Annotated in this window: 13 protein-coding genes and 1 other RNA gene; 9 read left to right on the top strand and 5 right to left on the bottom strand. The window is 55.4% G+C overall.

The window, feature by feature from the left end:
- Nucleotides 1-5: 5 nt before the first annotated feature.
- The 3 genes from HED22_RS09820 to tkt form a co-directional block, all read right to left on the bottom strand.
- On the bottom strand, nucleotides 6-728 hold the full coding sequence (locus tag HED22_RS09820) for a spermidine synthase (RefSeq protein ID WP_167721649.1): 723 nt from the start codon (nucleotides 726-728) through the stop codon (nucleotides 6-8).
- A 120-nt stretch (nucleotides 729-848) separates the two neighbouring features.
- Nucleotides 849-1856 carry a type I glyceraldehyde-3-phosphate dehydrogenase gene (gap, locus tag HED22_RS09815; protein WP_167721647.1) on the bottom strand — a complete coding sequence of 336 codons (1008 nt, stop codon included), beginning with the start codon at nucleotides 1854-1856 and terminating at the stop codon, nucleotides 849-851.
- 113 nt (nucleotides 1857-1969) lie between these two features.
- On the bottom strand, nucleotides 1970-3952 hold the full coding sequence (tkt, locus tag HED22_RS09810) for a transketolase (protein WP_167721645.1): 1983 nt from the start codon (nucleotides 3950-3952) through the stop codon (nucleotides 1970-1972).
- Between the two features lie 409 nt (nucleotides 3953-4361).
- Between tkt and HED22_RS09805 the strand changes: the two genes are divergently transcribed.
- From HED22_RS09805 to HED22_RS09790, 4 genes are all read left to right on the top strand, one after another.
- Entirely contained in the window at nucleotides 4362-4628 is a 267-nt protein-coding gene (locus tag HED22_RS09805) for a hypothetical protein (RefSeq protein ID WP_167721643.1), read from the top strand.
- Nucleotides 4629-4631: 3 nt separating this feature from the next.
- Complete coding sequence (locus tag HED22_RS09800) at nucleotides 4632-4976, top strand: cell division protein ZapA (protein ID WP_167721642.1); 345 nt, start codon at nucleotides 4632-4634, stop codon at nucleotides 4974-4976.
- A 146-nt stretch (nucleotides 4977-5122) separates the two neighbouring features.
- A non-coding RNA gene (gene ssrS / locus HED22_RS09795) (6S RNA) lies at nucleotides 5123-5283 on the top strand.
- A 112-nt stretch (nucleotides 5284-5395) separates the two neighbouring features.
- Nucleotides 5396-6211: a TIGR00282 family metallophosphoesterase gene (locus HED22_RS09790; RefSeq protein ID WP_167721640.1), complete on the top strand. Its 816-nt coding sequence runs from the start codon at nucleotides 5396-5398 to the stop codon at nucleotides 6209-6211.
- A gap of 78 nt (nucleotides 6212-6289) precedes the next feature.
- Here HED22_RS09790 and HED22_RS09785 read toward each other — a convergent pair whose 3' ends face one another.
- Together HED22_RS09785 and HED22_RS09780 are read right to left on the bottom strand one after the other, a co-directional pair.
- Entirely contained in the window at nucleotides 6290-8527 is a 2238-nt protein-coding gene (locus HED22_RS09785; protein WP_167721638.1) for a methyl-accepting chemotaxis protein, read from the bottom strand.
- A gap of 377 nt (nucleotides 8528-8904) precedes the next feature.
- Nucleotides 8905-11079: a methyl-accepting chemotaxis protein gene (locus tag HED22_RS09780; RefSeq protein ID WP_167721636.1), complete on the bottom strand. Its 2175-nt coding sequence runs from the start codon at nucleotides 11077-11079 to the stop codon at nucleotides 8905-8907.
- Between the two features lie 486 nt (nucleotides 11080-11565).
- Here HED22_RS09780 and HED22_RS09775 point away from each other — a divergent pair, with 486 nt between their 5' ends.
- The 5 genes from HED22_RS09775 to HED22_RS09755 all read left to right on the top strand — a co-directional run bounded on the left by HED22_RS09775 (nucleotide 11566) and on the right by HED22_RS09755 (nucleotide 15144).
- Nucleotides 11566-12312, top strand: a complete 747-nt coding sequence (locus HED22_RS09775) for a YebC/PmpR family DNA-binding transcriptional regulator (RefSeq protein ID WP_167721634.1) — start codon at nucleotides 11566-11568, stop codon at nucleotides 12310-12312.
- Between the two features lie 81 nt (nucleotides 12313-12393).
- Nucleotides 12394-12924: a crossover junction endodeoxyribonuclease RuvC gene (gene ruvC, locus HED22_RS09770; protein WP_167721632.1), complete on the top strand. Its 531-nt coding sequence runs from the start codon at nucleotides 12394-12396 to the stop codon at nucleotides 12922-12924.
- Nucleotides 12921-13625 carry a Holliday junction branch migration protein RuvA gene (gene ruvA, locus HED22_RS09765; RefSeq protein WP_167721630.1) on the top strand — a complete coding sequence of 235 codons (705 nt, stop codon included), beginning with the start codon at nucleotides 12921-12923 and terminating at the stop codon, nucleotides 13623-13625. Before ruvC ends, ruvA begins: the two co-directional genes overlap by 4 nt.
- Complete coding sequence (gene ruvB / locus HED22_RS09760; RefSeq protein ID WP_167721628.1) at nucleotides 13622-14683, top strand: Holliday junction branch migration DNA helicase RuvB; 1062 nt, start codon at nucleotides 13622-13624, stop codon at nucleotides 14681-14683. The genes ruvA and ruvB overlap by 4 nt, the downstream gene beginning before the upstream one ends.
- Entirely contained in the window at nucleotides 14683-15144 is a 462-nt protein-coding gene (locus tag HED22_RS09755; RefSeq protein WP_167721626.1) for a YbgC/FadM family acyl-CoA thioesterase, read from the top strand. The genes ruvB and HED22_RS09755 overlap by 1 nt, the downstream gene beginning before the upstream one ends.
- The last annotated feature ends 6 nt before the right edge of the window (nucleotides 15145-15150 follow it).

Here is a 15150-nt window from a genome sequence, read left to right as displayed (position 1 = left end):
AACGCTTATGCCTTGGTGCGCGCGACATAGACCGTGTTGATATCTTCACGGTCAATCAGCGGATGTTTGAATTTAATGACATCGGCCCGGATGGTCTCGAACGCCGACTGCAGGTTTTCTTCAAACCATGGCTCGGGCAGTTCCGTCGACCACAGGGCAAAGATCCCGCCGGGCACGAGATGGGTGGCAAGCTTTGCCAGACCATCTTTGGTGTAAAGGCGCTTGTGGTCTTCATGCAGGACATTGCCCGGTGAGTGATCAACATCAAGCAGGATGGCGTCATGCAATGTTTCGGGCGCTTCCGGGTTCATGCCCGGCGTGTCGGACAAGGACGCGGCAAAGAAATCGCCATGCACCAGCGCGCAACGCGGATCATTTGAAAGCTGCTCGCCCAATGGCAACAAGCCTTGCTGCTGCCATTCAATGACTTCGGGCAGGGTATCAAGCACAGTCAGCTTGCCTGTCTTGGGATTATCAAGCGCTGCCTTGGCGGTATAGCCAAGTCCAAGCCCGCCAACCACGACATCAAGGTTCTCACCGTCCAGTTCCGCCAGCCCCAGATCAGCCAGCGCTATCTCGGCATCGGTAAACAGGCTCGACATCAGATATTCTTCATCAAGCTTGATTTCATAGACATCGATATCAAGGCTCAGCTCACGTCGGCGACGCAGGCTTAAAACCCCCATCGGTGTCGGGCGATAATCAAGTTCCTTGAAAAGAAGGCTCACGGGCCGGACTCCTGTTTGTCTTGCGGGGCATCTCGCCTAAACAGTGACGGATTGGCAGGCAAAAGAAAAGTGCCCGAAGCAGAACCTCGGGCACTTTACAAATTCGAATCTAAGCGATGCTTAGAGGAACTTCGCCATGGCGACAGCGGTGTCGCTCATACGGTTGGAGAAGCCCCACTCATTGTCATACCAGGACAGGATACGAACGAAGTTGCCGTCCATGACCTGGGTCTGGGTCGCATCAAAGGTCGAGCTGTTCGGGTTGTGGTTGAAGTCAACCGAAACCAGCGGTGCTTCGCAAACGCCAAGAACGCCTTTAAGCGGGCCGTTTGCTGCGTCCTTGATCGCTGCGTTGATTTCATCAACGGTGGTGTCACGACCAGCAACAAAGGTCAAATCGACCATCGAGACGTTCGGGGTCGGGACGCGGATCGCGGTACCGTCCAGCTTGCCTTTGAGTTCCGGCAGAACAAGGCCAACAGCCTTGGCTGCACCGGTCGAGGTCGGGATCATCGAAAGCGATGCCGAACGTGCACGACGCAGGTCTTTATGCAGGCTGTCGACGGTGTTCTGGTCGCCGGTGAAGGCGTGAACGGTGGTCATGAAGCCCTTGGTGATGCCAACGGTCTTGTTCAGAACGTCTGCAACCGGTGCAAGGCAGTTCGTCGTGCAGGATGCGTTCGAAACAATCACGTCATCTGCCGACAGGCTGTCAGAGTTAACACCGTAAACAACGGTTTTGATGTCGCCCTTTGCCGGGGCAGAGATCAGAACGCGCTTGGCACCTGCGGTCAGGTGCTTGCCTGCACCCGCTTCGTCAAGGAAGATGCCGGTGCACTCAAACGCGATATCAACGTTCAGCGAAGCCCACGGCAGGTTTGCCGGGTCACGCTCGGAGCAGACCTTGATCGCCTTGCCGTCAATGACGAGGTTGTCGCCTTCGGCTTTGACGTCATTGGCCAGAACGCCATGAACGGAATCATATTTCAGAAGATGTGCGTTGGTGTTGACGTCACCCAGGTCGTTGATGGCAACAACTTCAACGTCGGTGCGACCGCTTTCAACGATAGAACGCAGAACCAGACGGCCGATACGGCCAAAACCATTAATCGCTACGCGAATAGCCATTCATCCCTCCAAAATTATAATGATTGCTACCTGGGGAGTATCAATCACGGCTTAGGGTCAATGACCCATAGAAAAAAGGCCGGATCGGCATGTTACCGACCCGGCCCTGTAAATCAAACCAGTTCTTTGGCCGCTTTGACCAGCGCGTCGGCAGTGATGCCGAAATGCTCGTAAAGGACCGGGGCCGGTGCCGAGGCACCAAAACCGTGCATGCCGATAACCTTGCCGTTATCGCCAACATATTTTTCCCAGCCAAACACCGAAAGCGCCTCGATGGCAACGCGCGGTGCGCTGCCCAGAACTTCCTTGCGGTATTCCGGCGACTGGGCGTCAAACAGTTCCCAGCTTGGCAGCGAAACAACAGCAGCATTTATGCCGTCTGCTTTCAGCTTCGCCTGTGCGTCAACTGCAATTTCGACTTCCGAACCGGTGGCGATCAGGGTGCCCTGACGGTCGCCGTCGCAATCGGAAATAACGTAACCGCCGCGGGCAACAAGGTTGTCTTCGCGGTATTCGGTGCGCAGTACCGGCAGGTTCTGACGGGTCAGTGCCAGAATGGTCGGGCCGCTTTCGTTGGTGATCGACATTGCCCATGCTTCGGCGGTCTCAACCGCATCGGCCGGGCGGATCACGGTCACGTTCGGCATGGCGCGCAGCGACGCAACATGTTCGACCGGCTGATGGGTCGGGCCGTCTTCGCCAAGACCGATGGAATCATGGGTCATGACGTAAACAACGCGCTGGTTCATCAGGGCCGAAAGACGGATCGCCGGGCGGCAGTAATCGGTGAAGACCAGGAAGGTACCGCCATAAGGCAGAACACCACCATGAAGCGCCAGACCGTTCATGGCAGCAGCCATGCCGTGCTCACGAATACCGTAGTAGATGTAAGCACCTTCATAGCCGCCGTCGGCGGTGATCGGTGCCTGAACACTGGTCTTGGTGTTGTTCGAGCCGGTCAGGTCGGCAGAGCCGCCGATCATTTCCGGGATTGCCTTGGTCAGCACTTCGAGAACATTCTCGGACGCCTTGCGGGTCGCGACCTTCGGCTTGTCTTCGGTGATCTGTTTTTTGTAGTCGTTGAACGCTTCGATCCAGTTTTCCGGAAGCTTGCCTTCGATACGACGTTCGAACTCGTCTTTCAGACCTGCATCAAGACCTTCAAAACGGGAACCCCACGCGTTGAAGTCCTCGGCACCGCGCGAACCAGCAGAAAGCCAGGCTTCACGGATGTCTGCCGGGATTTCAAACGGCTCGGAATCCCAGCCGAGTTTCTTGCGCATGCCGGCCAGTTCTTCGGCACCAAGCGGTGCGCCGTGCGTTGCTGACGTGCCACCTTTGGTCGGTGCGCCAAAACCGATTTCGGTTTTGCATGCAATCATCGACGGGGTGTTGGTGGTTTTGGCTTTGGCAATCGCCGCTTCAATCGCGGCCGGGTCGTGACCGTCAATCTGCTGGACATCCCAGCCCGCAGCTTCAAAGCGCTTCTTGTGATCTTCCGAAGTCGAAAGCGAGGTCGGACCATCAATCGAAATGCCGTTGTCATCGAACAGAACGATGAGTTTCGACAGTTTCATGTGACCGGCCATCGAAATGGCTTCCTGGGAAATACCTTCCATCAGGCAACCGTCACCGGCAATCACATAAGTGTAGTGGTCAACAACGTCATTACCAAAGCGGGCATTCATGATGCGCTCGCCAAGGGCGAAACCGACAGACGTTGCAATACCCTGACCCAGCGGGCCAGTGGTGGTTTCAATGCCTTCGCCGTGGCCATATTCCGGGTGGCCCGCGGTGCGATAGCCCATCTGACGGAAATTCTTGATCTGATCAAGATCGAAATCTTCATACCCGGTCAGGTGCAGAAGAGAATACAGAAGCATCGAACCGTGACCTGCGGACAGGATAAAACGGTCGCGGTCCGGCCAGTTCGGGTGCTTCGGATCGAATTTCAAGAATTTGGTATAAAGAACAGTCGCAACGTCTGCCATGCCCATCGGCATGCCCGGGTGACCGGATTTGGCTTTCTCGACAGCTTCGGCCGAGAGGAAGCGGATGGCATTGGCCATGCGGTTGTGTTCTACTTGCGTCGTCATGTGATGCGGTTCCTGGGGGTTTCGCGGTCGGGCGATGAAAACACTTTTCCATTTATTAACGGAATTCGCGCGGAAGATGCCCTTACAGGGGGCATACGTCAACCGCTTCTATCGAAAAACTGCCATGTTATCTGAAATCAGATTAACCCAACGGGCATTCGCGATGTCTGATTGCGCGTCAATTCCACATGTTGGCGGCGACCGTTCCGTGATTCAGGATAACGGCAAGGTCTTTGGATCAAACCGGTTTTGCAGGAAGTCCGGGTAAAACGGTTGTTGATCGGAATCTCTGATGTTAAATCAGCCATGATCATGACATCTTCAACAGGTCAGATCGGCATCTGATGAGTCGCCGCAGACAATTGGGGTCTGCAATCTTTGGGTAAACAGCAAACACTCGGGTAGGATCATGTCGCGGTTGCAACAGGCAAGTGATCGGCTGAAAGCAGCATTGGAACGTCTGGAAACGGTTGCGGAGTCGGCAATCGACGCCAAAAGCCAAAGCGCAAACGCTGATACGGCAGAAGTCGAAGCCCTGCGCGGACAGCTTTCGGCCCTTCGCGAAGATTACGACCGGCTCAGCCGCACCACCGAGACGGTTTCAAATCGCCTTGATGGCGCGGTTGATCAGCTAAAACTCGTCCTTGATGAAGCACCCGCAAAGAAACAGGCATAACCGATGGCACAGGTTTCCATTCGCATTAACGGTCGCAGCTACGACATCGCGTGCGACGACGGTCAGGAAGATCGCATTCATGCGCTTGCCAAGTATGTCGACGAGCGGGTCAAGGAAATCTCGGACGCGGTCGGTCAGATTGGCGAACAGCGCCTGCTGGTCATGACCAGTCTTCTGATTGCAGATGAACTGGGCATGGCACACGAGAAACTCGATAATCCAGCCAGCCAAGCAGCTGAACCGGACCCCGGTAGTCTTACCGCTGCCGAAAGCGACGCGCTGGCAGATAATATTGACAGCATGGCCGAACGGGTCGAAGCACTTGCGGATCGGCTTGGCAAAGACTGATCAGACGGTTATTCGCCTGCTGCATGGCTGCTTCACCTGTTGCCTGAAATTACGCAATCTACTTGAAATTCAGCTAGTCGAAGACTAAGTTCCGGTCGCTGACCGTTTGCGATGCGCCGTTCGCGGCGATCAAGAACCCAGCACCTAGGGGGCTGCCCTGTTCGTCAGGTTCGCTAATTCCCGGGGCCGATGCTCATTTCTCTAGGGAGCTGTCCCTGTCGAGGCCGTGGTCTCGTTATACGGCGCCCACCTGCACTCGCAGGTCACGAGGAATTACCAAATGGCCAACGGCAGTGGTGGCTCCCGATTATTCTGCTAAAACTCCCTTTTCCATTTCGCGATGCCGGTCATGCGTCCCGGGGCAGGGTGCATTAAACAAAACATGTCTGCCTGCTGGCTGACGTACTACAGGAAGCACAATGCGTTTACTTCATCTTGGCGACGTTCTAGGGCAAACCGGACGTACGGCGGCGCTCGAAGCGCTCCCCATGCTGCGCGATCGTTTGTCCGTTGATATCGCGGTGGTGAATGTCGAAAACGCGGCGCACGGCTTTGGCGTCACAGCCAAAATCTGCAAGGAATTCTACGCCGCTGGTGCCGATGTCCTGACGACAGGCAACCATGTCTGGGATCAGCGCGAAATCATCGCCTATATCGACGAAGATGAGAAATTGCTGCGTCCGTGGAACTTCCCGGATGGTACGCCGGGAAATGGCGATTATGTCTTCAAGACCAAGTCGGGCAAGAAGGTCTGCGTCATCAACATGATGGGACGTCTGTTCATGGATCCGTTGTCTTGTCCGTTCCAAGGGGCCAACAAACTGTTTGCCAAACACAAACTTGGCAAGAATGTTGATGCCGTGATCCTTGATTTCCATGCGGAAACCACCTCGGAAAAAATGGCGTTTGGCCATCATTGTGACGGGCGGGCATCCCTGGTTCTGGGGACTCATACGCATGTGCCGACCGCCGATGCCCAGATCCTGCCAAATGGCACGGCTTATCAGACCGACGTTGGCATGTGCGGCGATTTTGATTCCGTTATCGGCATGAAAAAGGAAAACTCGGTCCGCAAATTCATCACCAAGATGCCGTCCGGTCGGTTCGAACCTGCAGATGGCCCGGCAACGGTGTGTGGTGTTTATGTGGAAACCGATGACAAGACGGGTCTTGCCAAGCGAATTGAGCCGGTGCGTATCGGTGGACGCCTCAAAGGCAGCTGGCCCAGCGCCTGAGGCCTCGGCTTTATTCCCGCCCAACGAAAAAGGCCCGCCATATGGCGGGCCTTTGTCATTTCAGATGTTTGGTTCCGATCAGGCCGCGCGATCGCGGGCCTGTTGGCGCAGGTCATCGAGAATGCTGGAAATGCGGGTGCGCATTTCGCTGACTTTTTCCGATGCAGAACGTGACGTGGTCAGGACCTCACCAGACAGTTGGCCGGTACGGCCGGTCTCGTTGGCAACCTCGGCGATTGATGCGGACACCGCACGGGTGCGGTCTGCTGCACCACGCACGTTGCGCGTGATCTCGTCGGTTGCGGCACCTTGCTGTTCGACAGCTGCCGAAATGGTCGTCGCGATCTCATTGAGGCTGTCAATGATCGAGCCGATCTCGCCAATGGCGGTGACAGATTCACCGGTGGCCTTCTGAATGCCGGTGATCTGGCCCGAGATTTCCTCGGTGGCCTTTTCAGTCTGGTTAGCAAGGTTTTTGACCTCGGCTGCGACAACGGCAAAGCCCTTGCCAGCATCCCCGGCACGCGCGGCCTCAATGGTGGCGTTAAGTGCCAGAAGGTTGGTCTGCTCGGCAATGTCCGTGATAAGGGCAATCACCTCACCAATGCGGCTGGCCGACTGTGACAGGCTGTTGACCAGATCGTTGGTGTGCTGTGCGCGTTTCGCCGCTTCGTTCGAAATACGGGTGGTCTCCGCCATCTGACGGTTGATTTCCGCATTCGAGCTTGAAAGCTGCTCGGTCGCCGAAGCAACGGTTTCCACATTGCCGGTGGCCTCATCAGCAGATTTCGACACTTCGTCGCTCTGCCCTGATACCAGTTCGGCACTGTCCGTCATCTGACCGGAAACACCTTGCAACTGTTCTGCAAGGGCCGCGATCTCGCCGACGGCACTTTCGACCTCACCTTGAAGGTTGTCCGCAAGCGACAGCAACTCATCGCGCAGCGCTTCGTTACGTTCACGATTAAGGCGCTCTTCCTCGGCCTGCATGTCGCGGACCTTGATCGCATTTGCCTTGAACACATCAACAGCCCGGCCCATGGCAGAAATCTCGTCACTGCCAGCGGACGGAACCGATGCGTCAAGGTCACCGTCTGCAAGCGAGATCATCGATTTCTGCAGACCAGCCAGACGACGCAACAGGTTGCCCCGCACATAGATCAGATAGATCAAAAGCGGGATCACGATCGCGGCGGCACCAACCGCATACATCACGACCGAGCTCTGCTGGGTCAGGGTGCTTGCAGCGTCAGCCGATTTGTCGACGCCCGACTGAAGGTCGCCAACAAGCGCGTTCACGCCGTCTTCCATGGCGGCGGCAAATTCGGCGCTGTCTTCCACAATGTCGATCTGTTCGTCAGCAAGTTTCAGTTCCTTGCTGCGCAGTGACGATATGCTTTTGCGTCCCATCGACAGTTTCTTGATATCGCCAAGAAGGCCTTCGTAGAACTTCTTGAGTTTCTCGTTTTCAAGCTCGGCAATCGTGTTGGCAACAACACCAACAGCACCACGCACCTGAACCCCCATGATGCGAAGCTGCATGCGGTCATTCGACGAAGCAGCCGAAAGAACAGTGTTGCTGATTTCCGCGCCATTGTTGGCCAGTCGCGTGATCGGCGCCTGGGCGGCCATCAATTCATCAAGTTTGAACAGCAAGCCCTTGATCGAGTCTTCCTGTTCCTGGGTCATGAAGGCACCCGCCTGACGCAGGTCATGGACCTGACTGGTCACGGCGGTGATGTTGGTCTGGGATGCCGACAGGATCGGCTGGATCATCGAGTTGTATTTGCCGGTCAGCTGCTGGAACTTGGAAATTGAGTCCGACAGTTCGCCCGCGACTTCAAAACGTTCAATCGTGGTTTCATGAAGTTCCTGCAGGGCTTCGGCAAGGCTGTGCCCATTGGTTTCGATGACGGCAAGTGTTTCTTCCGGCAGGCCCGACTGGCTCAGAACCGAAAGGTTTTCTTCAAGCGTCGCCAGCATCACATCAAGGTCGGCCTTGACCGCCTGTTCTTCGTCAACGGTGGAAGCCGCGATAATCCGCGGTGCCGAGGCGACAATTTTGGCACTGGTGGTTGCGAGCTGCTGAGCTGCGAACATTGGCGGCAGTTGCTCGTAGGCGATCTTGTCAAGCTGGTTGCCGAATTTCGTAAAGGAGAAAACCGATACTGCCGCAGCCAGGATCGCGATCAGACCGACGAGAAAGAAGGCGCCTGCCAACTTCTCACGCACGCCAAGTCCAGCTTTGTTCGTCTTTTTTGTGTTTTTCTTTTTCGACGATGACGGCTTGTTGCCGCGCTTGATACTTAAAGCCATATTCAAGATACCCCATAGACCAAAGAGACAAGCGTCAACACAGCTTCGTGCCGACGCATGTATGTACGTCGTTCGAACGTTCGTTCCCTGCCAAGCCACATTTTGGGGATGCCCGCTACCTGCCCCGAACAGGTTTACGGGAAAAAAAGTGGGGCCTGATTTATTATCGTTGGGGTCAGCTATAACATAGTAACCACGCCGCGATCATGGGTTTTCCGGCCAACCTGTACGCCTGTATATATTCAGGCGTTGAATTGTGGTCATTTGTAATTGCGTGTGAGCAATATTTCGGGCTGCCAGCCGAGCTTTTCAATATCTCATTCCAACAAAAAAGGCCCGCCGATGGCGGGCCTTTTGTCATCATGTTTGTGTGCGTATCAGGAAGCTGCGCGGTCATGCGCCTGTTTACGCAGATCATCGAGGATGCCGTTGATCCGCGAACGCAGGTTCTCAACCTTCTCCGACGCATCCTGCGCGGTTGCCAGAACCTGACCGGAAAGTTCGCCGGTCTTGCTGGTTTCATTGGCAACTTCGGTAATCGACGAGGACACCGAACGGGTACGATCTGCCGCACCACGCACGTTGCGCGTGATCTCATCGGTTGCTGCACCCTGTTCCTCAACCGCAGCCGAGATGGTGGTCGCAATTTCATTGATGTTTTCAATGATGCGGCCAATGTCGCCGATTGCGTTGACAGACTCACCAGTGGCTTTCTGAATGCCGGAAATCTGACCTGAAATTTCCTCGGTGGCTTTTTCAGTCTGGTTGGCAAGGTTTTTGACCTCGGCGGCCACAACCGCAAAGCCCTTGCCGGCGTCACCGGCACGTGCGGCCTCGATGGTCGCGTTAAGGGCAAGCAGGTTGGTCTGTTCGGCAATGTCGGTGATCAACGCGATCACTTCGCCAATGCGGTCTGCAGACTGCGACAGGCTGTGAACCAGTTCGTTGGTTTCCTGTGCACGGCTGGATGCTTCGCTGGAAATGCGGGTCGATTCCGCCATCTGGCGGTTGATTTCCGCATTCGATGCCGACAGCTGTTCGGTCGCAGCTGCAACCGTTTCAACATTGCCGGTGGCTTCCTGTGCAGAACTTGCGACGTCTTCGGTCTGCCCGGAAACCAGTTCCGCGCTCGACGTCATCTGACCCGAAACACCCTGAAGCTGATCGCCAAGTGCTGCGATTTCATTCACGGCACTTTCAACTTCGTTCTGAAGTGTATCGGCCAGAGCAAGAAGTTCATCACGAAGCGCTTCATTGCGTTCATGGTTGAGCCGCTCTTCTTCGGCCTGCATGTCCTGAACTTTAAGGGCATTCTTCTTGAAGACTTCAACCGCACGGCCCATGGCACTGATTTCGTCATTGCCCTTGGCCGGAACCGCAACTTCAAGATTGCCATCGGCAAGTTGAACCATGGTTTTCTGCAACAGACCAAGACGGCGCAGAACGTTGCCACGGACATACAGGACATAAATCAGAAGCGAAATCACAACACCAATCGCCGCAACGACGGTGAGGGCGGTCAGGCTTTGTTTTTCGACGACGGACGCTTGCGCAGCGGCCTGATCAACTTCGGCATTCAGGCCAGCAACCAGTTCCGAAACGCTGTTGCGCATCGCGTTGGCATATTCGCCACTCTGCACAACCAGTGCCTGGCTTTTCTCGGTCGCCTCAAGTTCGCGTTTGCGCAGGTCGGGCAGGCTGCCATCGCCAACCGAAAGCTTCTGCATCTTGTCGATCAGATCGACGTAAAAGGCCTTCAGGCGTTCATTGTCGAGGGTATCGAGCTTGCTCAGTGCGTCAGAATAGGTCCCGCGAATACGCACCGGAATGATCGACAGGCGTACGGCCTGGGTTTCCGTCGTGCTGGCGATGATCATGTTTGATGCGGTCGCACCTGCACGTTCGATATCAAGGACCGGGGTACGGGTTTCAATCGCGGTTGCGAACTTCTGGAAGGTCTCGATGATCTCTTCCTTGTCCGCGCTGAATTTCTTTGACGGGTCATCACTGAATGAAGCCGCGTATTCGCTGCCCTGCGCGATGTCATTCTGGGTATAGGACAGAACCGGCTTCAGTGTGTCGCCGTAACGCTTCGCCAGATTCTGGAACTCGCTCAGCTTGTCAGCCTTTTCATTGCTGATCTGGAAACGTTCCTGCGTAACATCATGCAGCTGTTTGAGGTTGTCCTCGAGCAGCAAGCGGTTGTCATTGATGCTCGCGATCACAGCAGGCATGAAGCCGGTTGCCTCGATCTCTGCGATGTGCCCGGAGAGTTCATCAAGACGAACTGCAAGCTCGTCATTGATCGCGGTCTCTTCTTCCGGATTGGCCGCAGCCACAATGCGCGGGGCGATTGCGACAATTTCAGCGCTGCCGGTGGCAAGAGCCTGTGCCGCAGCAATCGGAGGAAGCTTTTCTTCGGTAATCGTGCGAAGCGCGTTTCCGAACTGGTTGAAGGACACAGCGCCGACGATTGCCGAAATCACTGCCATCAAGCCTACCACAGCAAACGAAATCAATAGTTTGCTTTGGACCCCAAATTTAGTTCCCATTCTATCTAACCTTTGTTTCCTTGCTGTTCCCGTATGGCTTCTTCGTCCAGCCGGGTTGTTTCTGGCGCCACAGGATCATGTGAATTCCTGTTTGGGTGGCGTCAGTTTGGACCCCTGAGAGTATTCTTCTTTAGTTTAATATCTACTCTAGGAAATATTAATGAAAGAATATCATCAGCTCTGCAAGACCTATCCGCGTATAGGATGTGACTATCCCCGGATAGGATTCGAAAACGAGAACTGAATTGTTCTCTTGCAATCGCGCTATTTCCGCCGATTTTTGCGCTTCCTGCCAAGCATGGCTGGACCTTGCAGGGTAAACAGGATATAGGAGCGGTCGAAATTTTCGTTCGCGTATGTCGCAGAAGTGAATGCTCACCCTGCATATGCCCGGACGGGCTGGTCTGTCAGGGAACGCCCGTATGACCGGCATGGTGTCACCCGATACCGTTCCACTTCGAATTCAATGACGACAGGTTTTAGGTTATGGCCGGCCATTCCCAATTTAAGAACATTATGCACCGCAAAGGTGCGCAGGATAAAAAGCGCGCCAAGATCTTCACCAAGCTCGCGCGCGAAATCACCGTTGCGGCGAAAATCAGCGACGATATCGACAGCAACCCGCGTCTGCGCGCCGCAATCTCTGCTGCTCGTGCGCAGAACATGCCCAAGGACAACATCGACCGCGCCATCAAGAAGGCGACCGGTGCCGGCGAGGGCGACAACTACGAAGAAGTCCGTTACGAGGGCTATGGCACTGCGGGTGTCGCAGTCATTGTCGAAGCCCTGACCGACAACCGGAACCGTACGGCATCCGAAGTCCGCGCAGCCTTCACCAAACACGGCGGCAACCTTGGTGAAACCGGTTCGGTCGGTTTCATGTTCAACCGTCTGGGCGAAATCGTCTATCCGGCAGACAAGGCTGATGCCGATGAAATCTTCGAAGCAGCCCTCGAAGCCGGTGCGGCCAATGCGGAATCTGATGATGAAAACCACATCATCGATACCGAAATCGAAGACCTCAACACCGTACGCGAAGCCCTGACCGAAAAGTTCGGCGACCCGGAAAGCGCCAAAATGGTATTCCGTGCCACCACCGAAGCTGACATTACGGTTGATCAGGCACAAAGCATCATGAAGCTTGTTGATGTGCTCGAAGATAACGACGACGTTCAGAACGTCTGGACCAACGTCAACTGGACCGACGAAATCGTCGCTGGCCTCGACAACTAATTAACATTTGCCAACACCCGCCTTTCGCTTTTGAATGGCGGGTGTTTTGTATCTTGAACCCGGTTTTCTTTGGGGGATGTAGTGGTCAGAGTGCTCGGGATTGATCCCGGTCTACAAAGAACCGGTTGGGGCGTCATTGACCTCGACAATAACCGTATGCGCCATGTTGCCAATGGTGTGGTGACGTCAACACAATCACTGACCCTTGCCGAACGGCTTGATCAGCTTCATACCGGCCTGATCGAAGTCATCAAGGTCTGGACACCGGACGAAGCCGCGGTCGAGGAAACCTTTGTGAACAAAAACCCGGTTTCCACGTTGAAACTGGGGCAGGCACGTGGCGTGGCACTGCTTGCACCTGCGCGCAATGGCATCCCGGTAACGGAATATACACCCAATGCCGTCAAAAAGACTGTGGTAGGGGCCGGTCATGCTGCCAAGCAGCAGGTCGAAATGATGGTTTCAACCCTGCTGCCGGGATGTGACATTGCTGGGCCGGATGCCGCAGACGCCCTTGCGGTCGCCATCTGCCACGCACAACATGCCGGAAATCGGTCGCTGGCCAAAAGCATGGCAGCGAACCCAACACGAAACGGGAGAAAATACAGGTGATCGCCAAACTGCGCGGAGTTGTGGATTTCATCGGCGAAGACAGCGTCATCCTTGATGTGAACGGTGTCGGCTATCTGGTCTTTGCATCGCGCCGCACTCTTTCCATGCTGCCGCCCAAGGGCGGGGACGCTGGCCTGATGATCGAAACCCATGTCCGTGAAGATCACATTCATCTCTATGGCTTTGCCGATAACGCCGAAAAGCAATGGTTTGCGCTGCTCACCACCGTTCAGGGTGTCGGGGCGAAAGTGGCGCTGGCGTTGTTGTCTGTTCTGACCCCGACCGATCTTTTGCGTGCCCTGGCAGCCCAGGATACCACGGCACTTTGCCGCGCACCGGGAATCGGTCCCAAGGTCGCAACCCGCATTGTGGGCGAACTCAAAGACAAGGCCGCGAAACTCAACCTTGGTCCGGTGGCAGCCCCCGCAGCGCCGGCAAGCCCGGCTGAAGAACCTGAAAAACCTGCTGCAAAATCCAGGAAATCGACCAAACCCGCCAAGGATGTGAGCACCGACACAGCTGCGAGTGCCCCCGTTGTGGATGATAGTGTCGTTTTGGCAGACGCGGTTTCAGCACTGGTTAATCTTGGTTATGGCCGCTCAGAGGCCTTTGGTGCGGTGGGCAAGGCCGCCCAGCAGGCAGGCGACGACAAATCGATTGATACCCTGATCCGTCTGGGACTGAAGGAGCTTAGCGCGTGAGCGAAGAAGAAGACCGCCTGCTCAGTGGTGAGCGTCGCGAAGAAGACCATCAGGATGGATCGCTGCGTCCCCGTCGGCTTGATGATTTTACCGGTCAGAAAGAAGTCCGTGAGAACCTTGATGTCTTCATCAAGGCCGCCAGTGCGCGTGAAGAAGCCATGGACCATGTCCTGTTCTTTGGGCCCCCGGGCTTGGGGAAAACCACGCTTTCGCAAATCGTTGCCAGTGAACTTGGTGTCGGCTTTCGCGCGACATCCGGTCCGGTGATTGCCAAGGCCGGTGATCTTGCGGCCCTTCTGACCAACCTGCAGCCGCGTGACGTTCTGTTTATTGATGAAATCCATCGCCTCAACCCGGCGGTCGAGGAAATCCTCTATCCGGCGATGGAAGACTTCCAGCTTGATTTGATCATTGGCGAAGGACCGGCTGCGCGTTCCGTACGTATTGACCTGCCGCCCTTTACGCTTGTGGGGGCCACAACACGTTCGGGCCTTCTGACCACGCCGCTGCGGGATCGTTTCGGTATTCCGCTGCGTCTGCGGTTCTATGAGCCTGAAGAACTGGTCAGCATCGTTGCACGTGGTGCACGGCTTTTGAATTTCGACATGACCGAAGAAGGGGCAATGGAAATTGCCCGTCGCTCACGCGGGACCCCGCGTATTGCCGGTCGCTTGCTCCGCCGTGTTCGCGATTTCGCTGCTGTCGCAGAAAAATCGCCGGTTGATAAATTTATTGCAGACGCAGCCCTGACGCGGCTGGAGGTCGACAACCTTGGTCTGGATAGTCAGGACAGACGATACCTTAATTGTATTGCCAGCAACTATGGCGGTGGCCCGGTCGGTGTCGATACGCTGGCAGCAGCCCTTTCTGAAGAACGCGATACCATCGAAGACGTGATCGAGCCCTATTTGCTGCAGCAAGGCCTGATCCAACGCACCCCGCGTGGCCGTATGCTTGGCGTTAAGGGCTTTAAGCACCTTGGTCTGACCCCGCCACGCGAAGCTGGCGGTATGCCGCTTTCCGATCTGTTTGACGGACAGACGGGGGACGATTCCTGATGTCTCAAAATGATCATGACGCCCTTGTGGGCCGCTTCGAAGGCAAGCGGCATATCTATCCGCTTATTGTCTATTACGAAGATACCGATGCAGGCGGCGTCGTCTATCACGCGAACTATTTGGCGTTCGCCGAACGGGCACGTTCAGCGATGCTTAACCTGTTGGGCTTTACCAATCGAATAATTGCAGAACGCCACAAAGTTGCCATAGCCGTTCGACACTGTACGCTCGACTTTCGACGTCCAGCACTTTTGGAAGACTGTCTTACGGTCGAAACCCGGATGATAAAGCTTGGGGGCGCATCGCTTGGTTTTGAACAAAAGGTTATGCGTGATGGCGAAGACTTGGTGGTGATCGAGATATATCTCGCTTGCATGTCGTTGGAAGAACTTCGGGCACAACGTCTGCCCGATGAACTAAGAACAGTATTTAATCGATGTCTTGATGTGAACAAGGACTGACGGGAA

The sequence above is a fragment of the Thalassospira sp. HF15 genome, from assembly GCF_011806525.1.
Classification (GTDB): Bacteria; Pseudomonadota; Alphaproteobacteria; order Rhodospirillales; family Thalassospiraceae; genus Thalassospira.
This window is presented reverse-complemented; position numbering and strand designations above follow the sequence as displayed.